Origin of the sequence: Gelidibacter mesophilus DSM 14095 (assembly GCF_000423005.1) — a bacterium.
Taxonomy (GTDB): domain Bacteria; phylum Bacteroidota; class Bacteroidia; order Flavobacteriales; family Flavobacteriaceae; genus Gelidibacter; species Gelidibacter mesophilus.
Genome location: NZ_AUHD01000018.1, coordinates 1 through 22,064, shown reverse-complemented (window position 1 = coordinate 22,064; position 22,064 = coordinate 1). Strand labels below are relative to the sequence as shown.

The following is a 22,064-nucleotide window of genomic DNA, read 5'->3' as shown; positions in this document are numbered from 1 at the left end:
CTATATTTCAATAGCATTCAAAAGCTAAACCACCACAAAATAAAGTACTATCTCCGTCCTCCCGATACGGACTGCAAGTCTGTTATAATTCGTTTCATTAAGAATCAGGTTAAAAAGTATATTCATTTAATAATGAGCGGATTTGTGTAATTCGTGTAATCCGTGTCTAAAAATCAACTTAAACAAAGAGATCGTCCTTTTTTGCCCATTGAACTTTTCGCAATGATGTTTAATAATCTTGTATTAATACCTCTGTCGGAATATTCAAATTGGTGTTCAATTTTCTAATCATTTCTAAAGTCAATTTACGTTTTCTATTCATTATTTCGCTCACTCGACTTTTAAACCCAATCATATCAACTAAATCTTTTTGTTTCAAGCCCATTTGCTCCATTCTAAAAGAAATGGCTGAAATAGGATCTGGCATTCCAATTCGAAAATTCTCATTTTCGTAGTTATCAATTAGGATGGCAAGGATTTCCAATTCGTCTCCATTGTCAGTTCCTTTTTTTGCATCAAAGATGACTTCCAAACGCTCAAGTGCATTTTGGTAATCCTTTTCGTTTCTAATCGGTTTTATTTTCATCCTAAATTTCGTTTGCGTTAATTTTATCGTATTCAGCGTGCGTTCCGATAAAACGGATCCACGCAAGTTGATACTCAAAATTGAATTTAACAATCAGTCGATAATCGTTGCCTTTAATGTTAAATACAATTCGATTATCTTTCAAAATACTTGCGTTCGGATAATTCGATTTAAGGTCATTAATGGATGACCAATTTGATTTTTCGATTTCACGATACCACGTCTTCAATTGCAATTCGCAATTGCCATGTTTTTCCCAAAAATCTCGTAATGTTCCTCTTGAAAAAATTTTCACATCAAACTATTTGTAGCAAACATACAAAAAAAGTTACCAAAACGATAACTTTTAATGAGTTTTTAGCATTATGGATAACTAATAAAACTAACCGTAAATTGTAAAATCAATATACGAAAATTCGATATTGCAACTTACAGATTGCTTCGTCGTGCCTCCTCGCAATGACGCTTTTAATTCGACACCTTTCCTTTTTCTAATGAAATTCTAATATTTTTCTATGACTTCTCTAACTGACAAATAGAGAAATGAGGTCAATCTTTGTAGTTCTATGCAAACCGCAGAAGAATTCACTAAAAAGCTGACATGAAGTTCATTTTTAAAACATTTCTCTATTTAGCTATCGCTGTCGGAGTATTTCATCCTCTAAATGCGCAAACACCATTTACTTTAGAACAGGTATTGAAAACGGCAAAGCGCAACAATCCGATTTTGAAATCTGAGCATTTTAACGTGGCTATTGCCGAAAGTGATATCCTTAGTGCTGAGTTACGCCCGAATCTGGTGCTGAGCAACGAAACCATTCAGATCGCCAATTCATCAGATTTTGAGAATAGTACGAATTATGGCAATCCTGAAAACCGTGAAGTGCTTTGGCAATTGTCCAAAACCTTCCAAATTATGGGGCAGCGCAAAAATAAAATTGACGTCGCTCAGAAAAGTGCCCAATTATCCCAAAAAGAATATACCGAAATAGAGAGTGACATTCTTTTTGAGGTCGCCGAAAAATGGAATGAAGTCTGGACGGCCCAAAAGCAATTGGAACTTATTAAATCTGCAAAAGATAATATTGACAGTTTAGTGATCACCAATCAACATCGATACAGAAATCAAGTCATCACTCAAACCGATGTATTCCGAACGGAATTATTAGCCAAACAATATGCTTTGCAATACACAACAGAACGTCAAGAATTAGCAAATCGGAAAAATGAACTTCAGTTTCTAATGGGTATAAAAGATTCCATTCAAATTGATACAACGGAAGATCTTGGAAATTATGGACTGACTTCTTTAAACGCCTTACAAGAGCAATCTTTAGCATTTCGGAGTCATATCCAATCCGCCAAATCCATGATTGACGTTTCTGAAAGCAACATCCATCTGCAAAAAAGCATGGCTTATCCACAACCTGAAATTGGCGTGATTTATAACGTACAGCATAAGATTCCTCATGTTGGATTCGCCGCGTCCATCGATTTGCCGTTTTTTGATCGGAATCAAGGTGAAATCAAAAAATCGCTCATCCAAAGAGATCAGGCTGAGCAACAACTTCACGCCTTGCAGACCCAACTTCAAACTGAAATCACCACGGCTTATGAAAGTCATCAAGTTCAGTTACAAAACATCGAAAATTATCAATCGGTTTTGGAACAATCCCAAACCATTTTAGATAACATTAAGTATGCCTATCTCAGAGGAGGTACCAGCATCATCGATTTCTTGGAAGCCCAAAGTAGTTGGCTGGAAACCCAGGAACAATACAACGACGTTTTAGAGAAATATCGTCAAAGTCATATACAACTGCTTTACGTAGCAGGTTTAATCAATCAATTAGCCCAATAATGAAACACGCAATTTTCGCAGCTTTTGTTTTACTCCTGTTGTCATCCTGTGGCAGCGAAACCAAAACAGAACAGACCCATAGAGCCTCACCCATTATCACCAATGCCGGGATGACCATTCAGTTTCCAGAAGCTGCACACTTGGATTTTTTCAAGACTGAGCATCTCAATAACGATACGCTTTCGGCGAAATTTACCGCACCGGCAAACGTCGCTGCCACCGTATTGCCATCACGCGAAGGTGCGAGACAGAATCTGATTTTGTTCGAAAACCCTGAACTGTCCAGCCATTATACACAGTTGAATCAATTACAGATCAGCATCAATCAAATTGCCAACGTCAACCTCAAGCAGCGTCAGTTGGAATTGGAACGCACCAAGGATCTGAGTGCCCACGGGGTGGCAACAGGTCAGGATCTGATGGATGCTGAAAGCGCTTTGACGATGGAACAAAGTTTACTTTCCAATGAAAAGGCAGCTTTGACCGAACACGAATCCAAATTAATTTCCGAAGGGTTTTCACCGGATGTTTTGCGAAAAGCAAAAGCGGGAACTACATTCCTCATCTGTGATGTTCCGGAAAATCAAATTGGAAATATAGAAGAAGGTGACACGTGCGATATTCGATTCAATGCCTTCCCAAACACCGAATTCACCGGAAAAGTGGATGCCATTGCCGACGTTGTCGATCACAGCACACGAATGGTCAAAGCGCGAATTATCGTCAACAACTCCTCACGCAAACTGAAATCGGGCATGTTCGCCAATGTGAGTTTTGACCTGAGCGACGACCATAATGTCAGTGTGCACAAGAATGCCTTGGTGACCGTTCAAGCCAAGCACTATGTATTTATAAAAACTTCCGAAAATGAATTTGAGCGTAAAGAAGTAAAAATCGGTCAACATATTGGCGATCGCATCATCATTTTTGATGGGATTTCTGCCGATGACGAAGTTGCCATTGAAGGCGTTTTACAACTCAAAGGTCTATCGTTCGGATATTAAAAAATAAAAACATGTTACAAGCACAAATTTTTATCGATAAAGACGAACTCAAAGGCGTCAAACCTTTACATGAGTTTATTATGAATTTACTCATCGACAATGGGATTGCAGGTGCAACCTCCGTGATGGGATATTCTGGTTTCGGCAGACATCATCGACTGAAACAACCTTCCCGATTATTTTCGTTTATTGAAGCATCCACGCTGATCACCTTTGTTGATTCTGAAGAAAAGGTAAAAACAACCTTAAGCGTTCTCAGAGAACAATATCGCGGCGGATTCATCATCACCCATCGGGTCGATCTCTGGTAAGTAAAATCATTGACTTCCGCTTTAAATCTAATATATATAATTTATAAATCATATGTCCTGTGATTAAAAATCTCCTCATATTTTCACATAAAAACCGCCCACTGGTGGTAGGTCTCAGCTTACTCATCATGGCTATCGGGTATTATAGTTTCACAGAGCTCAAAATAGAAGCCTATCCGGATATTGCCGACACCAACGTGATTGTGGTGGCGCAATACCAAGGTCGTGCTGCCGAAGAAGTGGAGCAGCAAGTCACCATTCCTTTAGAAAGGGTGCTGCAAGATGTACCAAATGTCATTGACCGAAGAAGCCGAACTATTTTTGGACTTTCTGTGGTACAACTGACGTTTAAAGATGATACGGACGATTATTTTGCCCGTCAACAAGTGATGGAGCGACTCGCAAGCGCCGAATTACCCGAAGGCGTGATCTCTGAATTGGCGCCTCTTTCCACCGCCGTGGGTGAGATTTTTAGATATGTTGTAGAAGCACCACCAAGCTATTCCCCTACGGAATTAAGGGATTTACAGGATTGGGTGATTGAGCCGTATTTACTACAAACTAACGGTGTCGCCGACATTACCACCTTTGGAGGTCCGCTAAAACAGTTTCATATTCTTATTGATCCGGATAAACTCCGCAAGTACGATCTGTCATTTTCTGACATTGAAGAGGCGGTGGTTGCCAACAACCTTAACACCGGAGGAAACATCATGGAACGTGGTGGTCAAGGTTTTGCCGTGCGTGGTTTGGGTGCCATCAAAAACGAAAAAGACATTGAAAATATCGTCTTAAAAGCGGTTAAAGGCGTTCCGATATTTATCCGTGATGTGGCGAGTGTAGAAATTGCACCTCCGCCACCGAGTGGTGTTTTAGGCTATTCGGTACCTGATGAAAATATCGAGGTGCACAACGGGGTAGAAGGTATTATTTTACTTCGAAAATTTGAAAACCCGAGCGAAGTCCTGGTAGAACTTAAACAGCGTATTGCCGATTTACAAGCCAACGAACTCCCACAAGACGTCACCATCCGAACGCTTTATGACCGCGGATTTTTAATTGATCACTCTTTAAATACTGTGGGATGGACCTTGTTTGAAGGGGTGAGTATTGTGGTCATTATCCTAATTTTCTTTTTGGGAAGTGTCCGAAGTGCTTTGGTGGTGGCTTTGACCATTCCGTTTTCGATGTTATTCGCGTTTATCATCATGCGATTTACAGGCATTCCAGCCAACCTCCTATCGTTGGGAGCCATTGATTTCGGAATTATTGTGGATGGCGCCGTGGTCATGACCGAACATCTCATTCGGAAATATCGCACCTCAACCCCAGAAGAACGGAAAAGTGGCATTGTTAGAATTACCCTATTATCTGCCCAAGAAGTTGGTCGTGAAATCTTTTTCTCAGTAACGATTATCATTTTGGCTTATCTACCGATTTTATTAATGACACGTGTAGAAGGCAAGCTGTTTTCACCAATGGCATTAACGCTTTCCTTTGCCGTTTTGGGATCGATGTTGGCAGCCCTGACCTTCATTCCCGTGGTCATTTCGTATGTGTACAGCAAAACCATGTCGCAACCCGACAAGAAATTTAAAGAACCTAAAAACTTTATCTTGACGTTTTTAGAGAAACAGTATGTCAAGGTTTTGAACGTTTTTACAACACATTACAAAAAAACTGTGGTGATTGGGTTTGCTATTGTACTTGTTTTGATTTCTTTTGGAACGAAGTTAGGTTCGGAATTTTTACCGGAATTAGATGAAGGGTCGATTTTCTTACAAGCAAACTTCCCAGCAGGAATTACCATTACAGAAAATGCGAAATACGCGCCTAAAATCCGAGAGGTGATTTCCAAGTTCCCGCAAGTGTCCTATGTCATTACGCAAACCGGACGGAACGACGATGGTACGGATCCGTTTCCTGCCAATAGAAACGAAATTTTAGTCGGATTAAAGGATTATTCTACTTGGAGTGATACGCTTTCAAAGAAACAATTGGTGCAAAAAATGCGCAGCGATCTGGAGCATGAATTCCCAGGCGTTGCCTTTGCTTCAGGACAACCTATTATTGACCAAGTGATGGAAATTGTGACGGGCAGTGCCGCCGATTTAGCCGTTTCCATTGTTGGTGACGATTTGATCATGATGCGTGAAAAAGCCGAACTTATTTCGGGAATCATGAGTGAGATGGAGGGCAGTGAAGGTGTCGATATTGAACAAGAGAATGTTCAAGATCAATTAACCATCGACATCAATCGAGAGTAAGCTGCACGGTATGGGATTAACGTAGCGGATATTCAAGATATGATCGAAGCGGCAATTGGTGGTAAAGAAATCTCGGTTTTGTATGACGGTGCCCAACGCTATGATATTGTGGTACGTTACCTCCCGGAGTTTAGAGAAAACATTAATGATCTAAAAACACTGCTGATTCCTTCGGCTACTGGTGCATTGATTCCTATGGATCAGTTGGCGGACATTAGCTATGTGGAAGGACAAACCAACATCTACCGTCTTAACAACAAGCGAATGGTGACGGTACGTGCCAATATCCAAGGCAGGGATCAAGGTGGTTATATGCGGGAATTACAGGATAAAATTGATGCGCAAATAGAGATTCCCAAAGGTTATGAAATTGTTTATGGCGGACAATATGAAAACTTGGAACGTGCAGGAAAGCAGTTGGCGTTTACAATTCCGCTGACCTTAGTGCTGGTGATTGCCTTCTTGTTTATGTTATACAGAAACTTCAAACACACGTTAATTACCGCCAGCAGTATTCTATTTGCCTTGGCAGGTGGTGTGATCGCTTTGTTGCTTAGAGGCTATTATTTTAACGTCTCTGCAGGGGTTGGGTTTGTTTCTATTTTGGGGATTTCTGTGATGGCAGCCGTATTATTGGTCTCCGCATTAAATAGAGCCTCCGCAAAAAATCCATTGAGCAAAACCATGATTACGGCAACCTCAAAGGAGCAATTGCGAGCGGTATTGACCATTCTTGTTTTGGCTATCTTCGGATTGGTGCCGGCGGCCACTTCAAGCGGGATCGGTTCGGATGTTCAACGACCATTGGCGACGGTAATTATCGGGGGATTGACGAGCACCTTATTGTTTGCGCCACTTATCATTCCGCCATTATATTGGTGGGTGAATAAGCCGATGGGAAATGCCCGCCTGCCGGACGGGCAGGAAGATGAAATTGAATCATAAAACATGTGATTATCGCTCCTCTTTAAATAAAGCATTATGGATGTAAGCAGACTGAAAATGTCGAAATTTCCTCATTTAGTGTTCGCTTTCACCAAGTATTTATAGTCGAACTATAGTTACGATAGAAAAAATGCGACAAGTAACTTTCAACTAATTAACAGAAATTAAATGAATATCAAAAACAAGTACAGCTCCACCAGGAATACCAGGACGCCCCTGATTTCCATATCCTAAATGCGAAGGAATCAATAATTTACCTCTACCACCTTCTTTGAAATAAGGAATTCCTTCTGTCCAACCTTTAATTACTTGTTGCAACCCAAACGAGATTCCATTAGCATTACTTTCATCAAATGTCTTACCGTCTAAAAAATAGCCCTTATAAGCTACGGTGACATTAGAGGTTGCGGCAGGCTTCACTCCAGAACCAGGCTCATTAATAACATAATACAAGCCAGAACCACTTTCTTGAGCATCTAAATTATTCTTCTCAATATAAGCTATAATTTCTGTATTATTTTTCTCTTTATAGTCTACATTGTCATCACTTTTACCACAGGCAATCAAGAATACAAATACCAAAAAAATTATGGCGTGCTTTTTCATAAATATCTATTATTTTAAAGGATCAAATATAAGGGAAACGAAATAATAAATAGTAACAAGTCATTTTGTAATTTTAAACGGCGCCTAAAGCATAAAATTTAAATGCCAGAAACACAACCAAAATTCGTAGTAAACGCAAAGACGTAAATCCTTACGGTTTCCGTGTAATTCTTGTCAACCATTGAAATAAACAATGTAGAATATCGATTTGATAGTTGATGCTCAGGAGTTGCAAGTTTAACTTTAAATGAATATTAAACTTGTTTTTCCTGAGTAGTTCTTTAATTTTACAAAAACACATCACTACACTATTACGAATCACTCATGAAAAAATCGATAACTATTTTTCTTTTAATCTTCGGATTAATACCATATTTAAATGCGCAAACTGAACCGCTTGAAGAACGACTTTTTGAATTGCCAGATGTCATTTTTACAAAAATTGATACCCCTGATAATTATGAGGCAGCTTACGAATTAAAGATCAAACAACCTCTTGATCATAAAGATCCTTCCAAAGGCTATTTTTATCAGAGAGCGTATTTGTCCCACAAAGATTTTATGCTGCCTACCGTAATGATTACCGAAGGCTATTCCGCTAACAGTAACAGAGTTGATGAGCTAACCAATTTTATCGACGCTAACCAAATCAGAGTTGAGCATCGTTATTTCGGAAAAAGCAATCCGCCCGAAATTGATTACCAATATCTGACCTTAGAGCAAGTTGCTGCCGACTTACATCATATCAACACGCTATTCCGGAATTTATATCAATCTAAATGGGTAGCAACAGGCCGAAGCAAAGGTGGCGCAACCACCTTATTCTATCGCTATTTTTATCCGGAAGACGTTGATGTGAGCGTGAACTATGTAGGACCAATTAACACCTCATATGAAGAGCAACGGGTTTATAAGTTTTTGGATACAGTAGGTACCGCAGACTGTCGAGCAAAAATTGAAAAATTCCAAAGACATATTTTAGAAAATAAAGAGGACATATTACCCTTAATTAAGGCTTACAGCGTGGGTGCTAAAGCGAGTTTCACCTATCAAAACATTGAAGAAGCCTTTGAGTTTTCAGTGATGGAATATCCATTTTCATTTTGGCAATACGGCTCTGATTGTAACTCAATTCCTGATGATAACGCCTCGGCCTATGATTCATTTTTATACTTAACCCAAGTATCTGATATCACATTTTTTAGTGATCAGACTATGATTGATTATGCATCCCACTATTATCAATCGGCTAATGAATTTGGCTATTATGGGTACGACACCAGTAAATTTAAAGATCTGTTGGATGAATTACCTACCGATAAAAACCCTCACGCTGCTTTTACCCCTAATCATATGAAAGTTCCATTTAATGATAAAGCTTTAAAAGGCCTTAATGCTTGGCTTCCAAAACACGGTAATAAAATTGTTCACATTTACGGCGCTTTAGATACTTGGTCAGCTTCGGCAGTTCCTCCTTCTGATAAGGTTGATGCCTTATGGTTTATGATGATCGGCAAACATCATGGGACGGCAAACATCACTGAAATGACACCAAGTGAAAGAGCAAAACTTACAAAGGCACTAGAACGTTGGCTGTCAATCACAATAGAAAATTAAAATTCTTTATCCACTAGTTATTTCGGTGTTTAGATTCGCTCAAAAAACATGATTTTAGGATTATAATTGGTGTTGGAAAGACGGCAGTTTAACAAGTAATAATAATTAGCAACATTCTCTAAAACAAATCACTACCAATTGGGAACCCTTGGGTTTATATTGGCAGATTGAAAGTCTGTTTCGTGAAATAGCTGGTAAAGCAGTAAAAGAATACACAAAAATTATTCGAGTATTCGGGCCTAGAACAGATATAGAGACTAAAGTAGCAATGTTATTACAGGGTTTAATCCTTTCATCAGAAAAAATCAAAATCCGTAATATCTACACATCAACTCCAGATTGAAAAATGCGGATAGCACCCCATAAAGCAACATGGTACTAACAAACATGGTGGCAAGAATTACAATTTTATTTTCTGATCGGAAATTGACATAATTCAACGCTGCCTGAAAAACCAAGGCTATTGCTTGAGCTCCCAACATCCGTTTGGCACAATCTATAAAAGGTTCTTTGAAGTACACAAAATACGTTGCTACCATCAAAACAATATAGAGTGCACTGATTATAAACAACACCGCCTTTGTAAATCGAAATCTTTTAGAGTCTCTCATGATACTCACTTTCTTTCAAAGATAGTAAATCAAAAAACAAAGGTCACATCGAATAAATTCTTTAAAATTTAAAATAGTTTACCAAATACTAAATCAAAGTAGCTGAATTCTAAACCATAGCCAATCATTTAAAAATAGAATGGTATTTTAGCTATAATGAAAATCATTGCGTTCATCATTTGCTATTTATCGTTAGGTTTTACTCAAATCTCTGGGCAAATTATGGCCAATGCCATTCGGAAAAAAATCAACTTAGCTGGCAATAGCAATGTTGAAATCTTGCAGACAAACAGAAGCGCATCCTTTGAAACCATCAGACAAAAAATCTCTTGGAAACCTTATGAAGCTTCGCTAAAATCAACCATAGACAGTTCTCTTTGGCTCAAATTTGAAATTGAAAACCAATCCCAAGATCCCGTTGAAATATATCTCCAAAGCCCGTATGATTATACCATTATCTATCAGCAAATAGGTGAAAATTTCAAAAAATTAAAGAATGGGTCTTATATACCATTGCCCGAAAGAGCAAATCCATCGGCGCGATCTTTCACTAAATTAAATCTCACTCCATTTCAAAAATCAGACATCTATCTCAAACTTGACATTCATCATGTAAGTCCACAACATGCTCCGGTTCTTTATTCCAAAAACGCCTACAAGGCTTCTCTTGCCAATGATTCCGAAAGCCAAATTTATGCCATGGGTTTCATTTATTTCTACATCATATCCCTGATCACCATTTTTATATTTGCTTTAATTTTTTGGTTGCGCTTACGCGAAAAACTCTACCTCTATTATTTGGGGTATTTATTTTTTCAACTTATTTATGGCTTTTTGGTGCTCCGCTACACCTTGGCACCAATCGGAAATTTTTTTGAGTACATTCCAACTTTAGCATTTGATTTATTTGAACCCGTTCAATTTGTCTTTATAGGATTTTATATTTTGTTCATTTTACAGCTTATAAAAGTGAAAAAGTATGATGAACTTCTGGCAAAAATCCTATTCTATCTTGGTCTTTTCTGCTTTGCATATGCGCTGATGAGTTTTGTTTTCAGCTATTTGTTACTCCATGGAAATTATTCGGTCAAAATTTTTATGATTGTGCGCTATATTGTGCTCCCACTTAATTTTATTTTGATTTTTTGGATCATTTACAAAGTTAAACACCCGCTTTTGATTTATTTTATAATTGGCCAGTCTTTCTTTTTTATTGGAGCCTTATTAAGTACATATATTGCGTATACTGAAATTAACTACATTCCAGGTCACTTCTTTAATTTTAAGGCAGCTCCAAATATTATTTTTCAGATTGGTTTATTGGCAGAAGTATATTGTTTTTCCCTGGCATTAGGAAAAAACATCTTTTTACTTCAAAAAGAAAAAGAGCAGGCCAATACTGAATTAATTGAGCAAATGAAAGAAAATCAATACTTGCAGGAAACGATGAATAGAGAATTGGATGCAAAGGTTCAGGAAAAAACAACTGAGCTCATTCAGCTCTATTCTGAAATAGAACGGGAACGGGACCAAAAAAATAAAGACGATTTTAATAAAAAAATTAAGGAAACAGAAATGATAGCGCTGCGTTCTCAAATGAATCCGCATTTTATTTTCAATAGCATGAACGCAATTAAAAATTTGATCATGACCTCAAGCAATGAGGATGCCGTAACATATTTGGACGATTTTGCGAGCCTACTTCGTGGCATTTTACAAAACAGCAATCGGAAAAAAATTACGGTGGAAGAGGAATTGGAAATTTTAGAATTGTATCTTTCTTTAGAAAAGAGCAGAATGGGCGAGAATTTCACCTACTCCATACAAGTCAATTCTAAAGACGTTCTTTCACAATACCAAATTCCCCCTCTACTCTTACAACCTATTGTGGAAAATGCTATTTGGCATGGCCTCCAACCCAGTTTAAAAGCTGATAAAAAATTAATCATAACTTTTGACACCACCAATGATTTAAAAATAACTATAGAAGACAATGGCATTGGCAGAACGGAAAGCAACAAAAATAAAAAATTGCACAACTCCATGGGTACAACTATTGTGCAAGAGCGATTGACTTTGTATAATCATTTAAATGATCACACCATTGATTTTCGGGTTACAGACCTAGAAAATAACAACACGGCATCAGGAACTCGCATTACACTAACTTATAAATATTGAATCATGGCCAACATAATAATTATAGACGATGAAGACCACTGCATAAATGTCTTGGTGAACCTTATTAAAAAAGTTCATGCCGATTACAATATTACAGGTGTTTTTACGAATCCGCTTGAAGGTTTGGACTTCATAAAAAGTAATCCCCCAGATTTGTTATTTCTTGACATTAAAATGCCTAACCTCAATGGTTTTGCACTATTGGACAATCTGCTGCCCATTGATTTTGACGTTATTTTTACAACCGCCTATCACCAATATGCCATCAAAGCCTTTCAATATAGCGCGATGAATTACCTCTTGAAACCGATTACCGAAAAAAATATTGTAAAAGCTATTTCTATCTGGGAAAAACGTCGAGAAAAAACAAGCACCCAGCAATGGGAACTGCTTCAAGATCAGTTAAAATATCAAAATAAGGAGTGTACTAAAATTGCTCTACCAACTGGCGTAGGCTACCAAATTGTTGAGATTCAAAATATTGTGAGGTGCCAATCAGATAGCAATTACACCTATATCTTCTGTAAGGACGAAATTAAAATTTTAATCAGCAGGACGTTAAAGGAAATTGAAGAACTTTTATTGGACCATGGTTTCGTAAGGGTACACCAATCGCATTTAATAAATCCACAATTTGTAAAAGGGATCTTAAAACAAGACGGTGGAAGTCTCATCATGCATGATGAAGTAGAAATTCCAGTATCACGACAAAAATCGAAACAGATCAATGACATATTAGATACGATGTTGCGATTTAAATAAATGCTGAATTCTAATTCAAATGCACCAAACACTCATTAACAACTACCAAATTCTGATTTGATATTGTGTAGGAAAAAACATCGTTTATCTTTATACCATTGCATTTAATTTTTGAAAATTAGATTTGAAACTTGAAACAAGATTTAAACTTAAATTTTCAAGATTAATCTACAATTTGAATCCCCCCGTTTTAATAGCATTTCTAAAGGAATCCGTTCCTTTTAAAAAAATCAAAGGAAAACCTTTTATACATCTAAAGCTTTCCTAATAACTGTATGAATTATTGGTTCATATACGAAATGTAGATCTATTAATCATATTTCATAAATCCTGCCACATTCTTTTGATTTAATCGTGATGTAAGAATTTGCGACAATCAATTTCGTGGACTATAAAAGAGATTTCTAACCATGAGCTAAAGCTAAGTTACCATAAAGGATAGCAGCAGAAGCGAAATAGTGGTTGTATATCAGTTTTGGAAACCTTTAACATACCAACATAAAATAATTATAAAATCAATAAAACAATTCAAATGAAAATTTTAAATCATCGATTCAAACCCCTCATTATAATGTTAGCAATCACCATGAGTTTGTTGAGTTGCTCCAAAGACGATTCAAGTGACACCATTGAAGATCTAAGGGAAGGCCACGCAACTGCAGTAATTGAGGTAAACCAACAGACCGTCTCATTTGCAGCAAATTCAGATCGTAGCTTCGCAACTATTGTGACATCTAAATTAGGCGAAAATGATATTCGTCAATTAGTTGTGGTCATGGCCGATGAAAAATCAGACGCCATTATAGTATCACAAGCCATCCCGGCTCCAAACAACCCCATTAACTATAATTTAAGTAAGGTGGGTTTTGGAGATGATTACTTTTTTACAACCAGTGTAGCAATGAACGGAAAAAACTCCTCTGATGCCAATATCTATGGCATGGGATCCATCCAACAAGATGAGAGCATTGTTCTGCAAAGTAGCGGATCATTTAAAGTCACGGCCATTACTACTACCCATATTAAAGGAACTTTTGAAATGACCTTATATAATAGCTATGATCCAGATAACGCAGAAAAATTATCGGTAACCAAAGGCGCTTTTGATTTGCCACTTGTAGAATTGGATGAAGACGATTTGGGAGATTTAGGTATTGATTAAGTCAGGCTCGGATAATTTTAATCTCAAGAATGGCTTATCCTCTTTAATCTGAACCTATGTTTTGGTGTAGTAGAGAATCATCATCAAATGAAAAAGTTCGAGGAGATTAACTCTTATTATTTTCAATGCCATCAAAAATCGGACTTTTCCAAAACTAATCAGGTGCAACACACTATCACCTCCAATTTTTTAAAATGAAAAAAAATCAAATGAATTTCAAAGTCTTATCCGTCTTACTCTTTATAGGAGCATTATTTTTAAACACCGTGCCTTCTATTGCACAAAGTTTGGAAGGAAAATGGACAATAGCCAAATTAGATACCCGGCATTCAACGGTGCTTCATTTTACCAAAGACAGCTTGATGTTTTATGACTTTGACCAACGCCAATCGGCAACCTCCTACCATATCAAGGATGATCGCATAGTGGTGGACAACACATCAATTCCTATCGGAGGAACGTTTCTATTTGTCAATCCTGATCGTTTACGTTTAAAGCCAGATCGCGCAAAGCAACCGATTGATTTTGTGCGATTGCAACCCACCCAAACAAGCTTGACGTACGCAGAAATAGAGAGCCTAGATTTTGATATAAATTACCACAATAAAACCCTCAAAATAAACTTTAAGCAAGTAGATGATGAAACGCTAAGAACCGTTCGGTTGGAGACTTTAGACACGACCTATTTTCTTTCCTTTTATCAAAACGACAAAAGAATGGGAGCCATGCCTGTTAAGCAGGTAACCAAAGAAGAAATTATGGTTTATGGATTTCCCGAAGAACCATTTATTGTGACTGGAGAACGACAGTTATCCAACGGAAATTCTACCACCAACACTGGTGCTTCCACTTCAGTTGGAAAGCTGACTCCCGAAGAAGCCATTCTAGGCAAATGGTTTTATAAACATATTCAAGGCCGCCCGTCCTTATCTGAATGCACCAAAAAAAGCTTTTTTGAATTTAATGAAGATGCGTCCTTAGTAACAAAACCCTATGCCGAAAATCATAGCAACGGAAATTGTGTCGCGGGCACTAACACTAATGCGACTTACAATATTATCGACGACAACCAAATTAAGGTAACCGAAGATGGAGTTAAGACTATTTGGGATATCCAATCGCTAACAAGAACGCAGCTTGTAGTCAAAAAAGAGGGCCAAGCACTAACGCTCACTAAAGAAAAGCAGGAACTCTAACTCTATTAAAAAAATGAATGACGTCAATTTTTGACTCAATAAAGAGGCCATCATCCTCAAATAATAACGGGATAGAGTTAAAGCTCGAACCTTAAATTCCACTAAACATGAACACATTTCAATCACAATTTAAAACCGCATTTTTTATTTTTTTAATGGCCTTAGCTTTTGTTAGCTGTGGCGATGACAAAAAGAAAGACACGACCACAGACCCAAACGCATCACAAGAACAAACAAAAACGCCAGCTGCGAACAATAGCGGTGATGAAAACGTTCAAACTTCAGGGCAAGCAGACAAGTCGCAAATTGCTCCGGATGCCGCTGGTGCCTCCAGCCCCGATTTTTCAGAAGCCAACACCGCGGCAATTTTACTGGACTGCAACTATTTTAGTCAGAATCCGAATTCCGTGCTAAAAGATAATCCCGATGCTGCTATAGATTATATTATACCGTGTATGACAAGAATTGATGGAAAACTGACCATTGAACCTGGGGTAACCATTGCTTTTGAACAAGATGCAGGCATGAATTTTACTGATAAATCTTCAATTAAAATGCTAGGTACTGCTGAAAAACCAATCGTGCTTACCGGAAAGGAAAAAATAAAAGGCTTTTGGAAAGGTGTTGGCACCGGAAGCAAAGGCATGAGCAATACCATGAGCTACGTTACTATTGATTACGCAGGGGGTTCTAAAGCGGCTCTGGAAATCTATAATGACAACACCATTTTAAACCTTGAGCACTGCACGTTTTCAAATAGTAAAAATTATGGCATGATCACCAACAGAAGAGTAGGAAAAGATGTAAATAATATCATCATGAACAATTGCGTATTTACCAAGAACAAAATCCCTTTTAAAACAGATGTCACCCGCTTAAGATTATTTAATAGCACCAATACATTCTCAGGAAACGAGAAGGATTATATTGAGTTTGAAGAAGGTAATCTTTATGGTGATGCGACGTGGGCCAAATTAGATGTGCCCTATTTTCTTCAAGGTAATTTAAACATAAAAGAAGGTGTGTTTACCGTAGCTCCGGGTGTTGCCGTTATCATGTCTTCCCAGAAATGGATACATATTGATGACAATGCTTCCTTGGTCATGGTGGGAACTCCGGAAGATCCAATAATTATTAGTGGCGAACATGATGTGGCGGGGTTTTGGCAACAAATAAATGTACAATCTAGCAGCCCTTTAAATGAAATGGGTCACGTTATCCTAAAAAATGCAGGACGGACCACACAAAAACCTAATGGCGCCGTATTTCTTGAACGCTCAAAATTCTTGAACATCCATGATATTGTATTTAACAATTGTTTTGAGTACGGTATAAGTGTCCAAGATGCAGCCCAGTCACATTTAGAGTATGCTAATTTAAGCTTGGATAATACTCCAAAACTGTTCTCTGATTGGAATGGAAAGGAAATTTCTGATCTTAAAAGCTTGTAATTAGTACATATAAAAGTACAAAATGATATTAAATAATTGTTCACAAAAAATTTATAGAAACCTCAATATTTACCACTAAAACCTTAATACTTATGAATACCCCAAAAAATCCAATTTCTAAAATTAAGTTTACCCTCCTATTAATGGCACTTGGGCTTATAAACTTTTCAGCAATTGCCCAAACATTTGAGATGATGAAAGATATCAACCAAGGAAGAAATAGTAGTTATCCCGAACATTTAGCTATTCATAACGGTAAATTATATTTCAAGGCCTATAGTAGTGACGGACTTAATCCATGGATAAGTGATGGTACTACTGAAGGCACAACGATGTTAAAAAACACCAATGCAATAGCCAATGGTGTCTTTCAATCTTCTGTTGAGTTCGTTGGAGCTAATGGCTTAGTATTTTTTAAAGAGCTAACACGTACCCACGGTAGTGAGCTATGGGTCTCTGATGGCACAACTGCTGGCACGCATATATTAAAGGATATTAACCCAGGAACTTCTGGCTCTGGTCCTTTTGCACTGACAGAAATTAATGATAAATTATATTTTAATGCAGACGATGGAACTCATGGCGGAGAACTTTGGGTTACAGATGGTACTGAAGCTGGGACGCAAATGGTAAAGGACATTAACCCCGGCTCTGATAAAGCCAATCTTTATCTTCTATTCAGGTATAAGGATAAATTATATTTTAGGGCGAATGACGGCGTTCATGGAAATGAATTATGGGTCAGCAACGGTACTAGTGCTGGAACAAAGATGATAAAAGATATTCAACCAGGTTCAGAAGGCAGTGATCTTAATAATTTTACAGAGGTAAACGGCCAACTATTTTTTACTGCAAACGACGGCACACACGGGATGGAGCTTTGGAAAACTGATGGCACAAGTGGCGGCACGAAAATGGTAAAAGATATTCGTACAAACCCCAACCCAGTACTAATCAATAGTGACCCAAGGGAATTAAAGGAATTTAAAGGTAAACTATATTTTACCGCAAGGCGAGATTCTGATGAAGGTAGAGCAATATGGGTAAGTGATGGCACCACTTCCGGAACACAACTTCTTATACAGATAAACTCAGAAATTAGGGGAGATAGTAGTTTTCGATTTGCCCATGAATATAACGGAAAATTGTATTTTACTGGTCAAGACGTTGAGCACGGCAATGAGCTTTGGGCAACTGATGGCACTGCTGCAGGCACAAACCTAGTAAAAGACCTTGTTCCTGGCACAAAAAATGGAGGCCCTTTTAAGTATGTCAACTATAATAACAAATTATACTTTATTGCCAACCATAACATCAAGAAAAGCCAACTTTGGACAAGCGATGGAACAGCCGAAGGAACGCATATTATTATGCCTGATAATGTCAATAATATAAAGTCAAATGGTTCTGTTGTACGTAGCTACAACGACTTGGTAGTGTTTGATGGCGCCCTTTATTTTAAAGCGGAATACGATGGTAAAGGTTTGGAGTTATGGAAATACACCAGCAACAGCCTAAGTGCTCAAGATCATGAAGTTAACGAATTCGTTTTATATCCCAACCCAGTCCAGGATGTCCTACACATGAAAACTAATGCAAAAGATATTGAAAAAATCGATCTTTTTTCGGTTACCGGTCAACGCTTAAAAAGTTGGGAAGGCCAGTCCAGCCTCAATATGTCACCATTTGCACCGGGCATCTATTTCATAAAGGTGTATAAAGAAAACTCGCAAACTTTGGTCAAACGGATCGTTAAGAACTAATATTCAGGAAAATGAAACGCTTAAACTTTAAAAAATCTTAAATAAATAGTAGAACCATGAAAAAATCATTTCTTTTACTTACCGCTTTCATCTGTACCTTAGCTTGTAAAAACCCAGAAAAATCGTCTTCAAAAGAGATGGATGCTGTAGAAAAATCTGATCACAAAAGCTCAGACCAATCTCCCTGCACTCTTTTGACTGATGCCGAAATTAAATCTGTGCTTTCCATCCCTAGCGATACGGAAACAAGCAAAGAAAAGAAAAGCATAACCTATCCTGCGTGTTTTTATAAATGGGAATCTTTTACCTATCCTTATAAGTTTTCTACTGGTCAAACAGTGGATCGCCCTGCGGAATTAAGCATTGTTTGGGCTATAAACATCAATAAAAAACTGTACGAGCAGTCCATCTCAGTGTATAAGGATGGTGAAGCCATAAATGGACTAGGAGACATGGCAACCTATAGTAAAAAAATGGGCCAGATCACCTTTTTGAAAAACGACAACCTTTTTCATGTCAAAGCAGAAACCTCTACGGATGAAGCTTCCAACAAAGCTAAATCCATTACACTCGCCAAACTTATTGCTGATAAGCTTTGATATATTAAATGAACTAAAAAACACCACGACATAAAAAAGACATACATTTTTTGACAACAACCAAAAGTAAGCTATAGCACCCCATAGAATTGCTTATTCTTTATCGAGATAAACAACGATTGCATACGTACACATAACAACTCAAAATTAATAGTAACCTTAGAATCAATAAAAAATGAAATTTAAGATATCCTTTATGATGCTCTTGATCTCTGCGCTATCCTATTCTCAAATTGGCAGGACCTATCCTGATGGTCATGGGGATAGAGTCTTTTTTCCTTACGGCGATATTTCCTTTGCCGACGAAGTGGTCAGCTTTAAAATAGGAGATCCAGGACCGATTGAAGGCTTTGGCCCTGAGGAAGCACTAGGCATTCCCAACTATGAAGGAAATCCTAATAAGTATTTTGCAACCCTCGGTTACGGCGGCGAACTCGTGGTGAGATTTACAGATAACGTGTTGTACGATATTCCTGGTCCTGATTTATTTATATTGGAAATAGGTGCATTAACTGAACCTGTAGACGCCTATATTTCTAAAGATGGAAAAGATTGGATCTCGGTTGGCCGCACAGATGGTGGATTTTCAGCATTGGACATTGCCGATTATGTTGAAAAAAGTGACGTGTTCAGATATGTAAAAGTAGTAGATATTAAAGCTAAAAAAGGAGGAAAATGGCCCGGAGCCGATATCGATGCCATTGGTGCTATTGGCTCCAGTATCAATTTTCAGTTAAACGCAGCGGTCACCTTTGATACCGGGAAGGCTAAACTTAAGGAAAACACCTCAGAATTGGCAGACATCGCGAAAAAAATAAAAGACCTGAAAGGATTGGTCCTTATTGAAGGCTACACTGATAACATAGGCTCAACGGAAAGCAACATAACACTCTCCAAAAACAGGGCTGATGCAGTGAAGAATTTTTTGGTAGATAATGCAAAAATTGATGCTAAAAACATAACAACCAAAGCGCTGGGAGAAAGTAATCCTGTAGCAGATAATGCGACGGAAGAAGGAAGGCAAAAAAATAGACGGGTAGAACTTATTGTTTTTCAGAACACTGAAATAGAACAAAAAAATGTGACCGGCACCTGGAAAACAACCAAAAACGGTAATCTAAGGATTTACAGATACGGGGATGTGATTGCCGGCTGGTACGAAAATGATGGTGGAGAAATTTTAGGAAAAATGAGCGATGACCACACTATGCAAGGACAATGGATTGAGAACAAATCTGGAAAAACATGCAACACCGCAATTTATGACAGAAAAAACTGGGGATCTCTGGTGCTTGAGTTCAATGAAGATTTTACAGAATTTAAAGGTCAATGGGGCTATTGTGATGCCGAAGCCAGTACAACAGGCTGGGATGCAAATAGAAATTGATTTCTATACGGTAGGAGCGCAACTACAAAAATAAGCAAACAAAGTTAACTCTTAGTCAATTGTCTTTCAATCCTTATGCAACAGATAATTATTCCTTATGAACAAAACATATGCAATAGATATGAAAAACCTAAAATTTAGAAGTATCACATTAATAGTCCTTATTTGTAGTGTGACCTTTAGCTGTGTCACGCTTCAACAACCACTGCCCGGGAGTATTTGGGGCGATTGGGCGTTTGTTAAAACCGGAACCATTATCAATGGCTCCAACCAAAAGCTTTACAACTATATCAATATTTGCGACAGAAACAGTGATCAATTGCGCTTTTCGTCAGACGGTAAAATGAATTTACGTTGGTACGATGCCCATTGCGCTATTCAGCAGTATTTTATTGGCCAATATCATGTGGAAGGCAATACGTTAAAGGTTGATTTGGCATCGCATAGACCATACCAGGACAGCCCGTTTCCACCGATAACGGAATTTAGGATCATTCAAATTAATGCAACAACTTTAAAGCTTGAAGAGATTCCGGATGCTGCTACACGAGAAAGATATCAAGGAACATCCTCTGGACCTGAAGTCATGGTTTTTGTTTTTATGCGGGTGGATTAAGTTGCTAGTAAATCATATTAATTTATAGGTCCGTTTTTAGCCATGTGTGTAAAAACTCTGCGAATATCCCTAAAATCACCGGGCAACAGAAACATAACTTTATAAAATATATCCCGCTGATTCCATGGATTATTACAGACTAAATACAAATGCTTGTCACTTATCACCACCAATAGAAATTGCTATAACAGCATAATTAATAACGTTAGGACATATACGGAAAACCAATAATTTTTCCATTTGCAGCACCTAGCTATTAAGAATTTATCATCTCCTATTATGAATAAAAAAACTATCCTGAGTATCGTCCTACTTATTATTTTTTCCAGTACAATCTACTCACAGACAAAAAGCACAAGAAGAACGGAGAAAACTAACAATGAGCGCACAATCTCTAAAAACAGTGTCAAAAAAGCAACGAAAACACTTAAAGTTATGAATGACAACCAAAAGTCAATCGATGTGGCGAACCCAGAGATTCTGAGCGTCTCTAATCAAGACATCCCGATGGAGATCGTGCATGTCGAGACTGCCATTCCTGCATTTATAGGCTATACGGAAAAAGGCTCCAATAGCCCTGCAAAGATCAGTTCTATGCAGGATTATAAAACTAAATTTGGTGGGGCTTCCAATGAAGACATCGGGGAATTTCAGATCAACAGTGACGGAACCATTATAGCTCCAAATATCCCATCTACCCCAAAATATATGATGTATTATATGTTGGAACTATTTTTTGCGAATGGCGGTGGCGATTGTTTGATCACTTCTGTGGGTCATTATGATAATTCAATAAGATAGAGGTCAGTATCTAAATACATATCTTTATTGTCAGTAAACATATAATATTATGGATATTTTTAAAGGTCAAAATCTTCTAGAGTTCTCTGATCGGTTCAAAACCGATGAAGATTGCAAGAAATACTTAGCTTCAATTAAATCAAATATGGGCTACAAATGCTTGAGATGTAATCATACTGCCTGCCAAGTTCGCAAGGATTTTGCAAGACAGTGCAATATCTGCGGACATATTGAATCTACCACGGCCAATACGCTTTTCCACAAGGTTAAATTTGGAGTTCGCAAAGCATTTTTTATTTGTTTTGAAATGGCTTCATCAACCAAGAGCCTATCTGCAC

General features: G+C 37.8%; 18 protein-coding genes and 2 pseudogenes. 16 read left to right on the top strand and 4 right to left on the bottom strand.

Annotated elements, in window-relative coordinates:
- Positions 1-229: 229 nt before the first annotated feature.
- A complete protein-coding gene (locus G525_RS0116235; protein ID WP_027127092.1) occupies positions 230-586 on the bottom strand; it encodes a helix-turn-helix domain-containing protein in 357 nt (118 codons plus the stop codon).
- 1 nt (position 587) lies between these two features.
- Positions 588-881, bottom strand: a complete 294-nt coding sequence (locus tag G525_RS0116230; protein ID WP_027127091.1) for a type II toxin-antitoxin system HigB family toxin — start codon at positions 879-881, stop codon at positions 588-590.
- 306 nt (positions 882-1,187) lie between these two features.
- Here G525_RS0116230 and G525_RS0116225 point away from each other — a divergent pair, with 306 nt between their 5' ends.
- From G525_RS0116225 to G525_RS21260, 4 genes and pseudogenes are all read left to right on the top strand, one after another.
- The gene (locus tag G525_RS0116225; protein ID WP_027127090.1) at positions 1,188-2,447 is read left to right on the top strand and encodes a TolC family protein; all 1,260 of its coding nucleotides are present in this window, start codon (positions 1,188-1,190) and stop codon (positions 2,445-2,447) included.
- Positions 2,447-3,451 (top strand): efflux RND transporter periplasmic adaptor subunit, encoded by a 1,005-nt coding sequence (locus G525_RS0116220; RefSeq protein WP_027127089.1) that lies wholly within the window; start codon positions 2,447-2,449, stop codon positions 3,449-3,451. Before G525_RS0116225 ends, G525_RS0116220 begins: the two co-directional genes overlap by 1 nt.
- Positions 3,452-3,462: 11 nt before the next feature.
- On the top strand, positions 3,463-3,762 hold the full coding sequence (locus G525_RS0116215) for a DUF190 domain-containing protein (protein ID WP_027127088.1): 300 nt from the start codon (positions 3,463-3,465) through the stop codon (positions 3,760-3,762).
- 59 nt (positions 3,763-3,821) lie between these two features.
- A pseudogene (locus tag G525_RS21260) lies at positions 3,822-6,974 on the top strand (efflux RND transporter permease subunit).
- Positions 6,975-7,124: 150 nt separating this feature from the next.
- Here G525_RS21260 and G525_RS0116205 read toward each other — a convergent pair.
- Complete coding sequence (locus G525_RS0116205) at positions 7,125-7,580, bottom strand: FKBP-type peptidyl-prolyl cis-trans isomerase (protein ID WP_027127087.1); 456 nt, start codon at positions 7,578-7,580, stop codon at positions 7,125-7,127.
- 324 nt (positions 7,581-7,904) lie between these two features.
- Here G525_RS0116205 and G525_RS0116200 point away from each other — a divergent pair, with 324 nt between their 5' ends.
- Positions 7,905-9,197, top strand: coding sequence for a S28 family serine protease (locus G525_RS0116200; RefSeq protein ID WP_027127086.1), 1,293 nt, complete (start codon positions 7,905-7,907; stop codon positions 9,195-9,197).
- A 305-nt stretch (positions 9,198-9,502) separates the two neighbouring features.
- On the opposite strand, the gene G525_RS0116195 is transcribed toward G525_RS0116200, so the two are convergent.
- Positions 9,503-9,808: a hypothetical protein gene (locus tag G525_RS0116195; RefSeq protein ID WP_027127085.1), complete on the bottom strand. Its 306-nt coding sequence runs from the start codon at positions 9,806-9,808 to the stop codon at positions 9,503-9,505.
- A gap of 156 nt (positions 9,809-9,964) precedes the next feature.
- On the opposite strand from G525_RS0116195, the gene G525_RS0116190 reads away from it, so the two are divergent.
- The 11 genes and pseudogenes from G525_RS0116190 to G525_RS22135 all read left to right on the top strand — a co-directional run.
- On the top strand, positions 9,965-11,989 hold the full coding sequence (locus G525_RS0116190) for a histidine kinase (RefSeq protein ID WP_035479952.1): 2,025 nt from the start codon (positions 9,965-9,967) through the stop codon (positions 11,987-11,989).
- 3 nt (positions 11,990-11,992) lie between these two features.
- Positions 11,993-12,751 carry a LytR/AlgR family response regulator transcription factor gene (locus tag G525_RS0116185; RefSeq protein ID WP_027127083.1) on the top strand — a complete coding sequence of 253 codons (759 nt, stop codon included), beginning with the start codon at positions 11,993-11,995 and terminating at the stop codon, positions 12,749-12,751.
- Between the two features lie 532 nt (positions 12,752-13,283).
- Positions 13,284-13,913, top strand: a complete 630-nt coding sequence (locus G525_RS0116180) for a hypothetical protein (RefSeq protein WP_157491957.1) — start codon at positions 13,284-13,286, stop codon at positions 13,911-13,913.
- Positions 13,914-14,122: 209 nt separating this feature from the next.
- Complete coding sequence (locus G525_RS0116175; protein ID WP_169514455.1) at positions 14,123-15,109, top strand: lipocalin family protein; 987 nt, start codon at positions 14,123-14,125, stop codon at positions 15,107-15,109.
- Positions 15,110-15,216: 107 nt separating this feature from the next.
- Positions 15,217-16,560 (top strand): hypothetical protein, encoded by a 1,344-nt coding sequence (locus G525_RS0116170; protein WP_027127080.1) that lies wholly within the window; start codon positions 15,217-15,219, stop codon positions 16,558-16,560.
- Between the two features lie 92 nt (positions 16,561-16,652).
- A complete protein-coding gene (locus G525_RS21255; RefSeq protein WP_051209984.1) occupies positions 16,653-18,323 on the top strand; it encodes an ELWxxDGT repeat protein in 1,671 nt (556 codons plus the stop codon).
- A gap of 56 nt (positions 18,324-18,379) precedes the next feature.
- A complete protein-coding gene (locus G525_RS0116160) occupies positions 18,380-18,922 on the top strand; it encodes a hypothetical protein (RefSeq protein ID WP_027127079.1) in 543 nt (180 codons plus the stop codon).
- A 175-nt stretch (positions 18,923-19,097) separates the two neighbouring features.
- Positions 19,098-20,309, top strand: a complete 1,212-nt coding sequence (locus G525_RS21900; RefSeq protein ID WP_084647781.1) for an OmpA family protein — start codon at positions 19,098-19,100, stop codon at positions 20,307-20,309.
- Between the two features lie 121 nt (positions 20,310-20,430).
- A complete protein-coding gene (locus G525_RS0116150; protein ID WP_027127078.1) occupies positions 20,431-20,925 on the top strand; it encodes a hypothetical protein in 495 nt (164 codons plus the stop codon).
- 279 nt (positions 20,926-21,204) lie between these two features.
- Positions 21,205-21,726 (top strand): hypothetical protein, encoded by a 522-nt coding sequence (locus tag G525_RS0116145; RefSeq protein WP_027127077.1) that lies wholly within the window; start codon positions 21,205-21,207, stop codon positions 21,724-21,726.
- Between the two features lie 49 nt (positions 21,727-21,775).
- Positions 21,776-22,064: pseudogene (locus G525_RS22135) on the top strand (IS1595 family transposase); the annotation flags it as partial.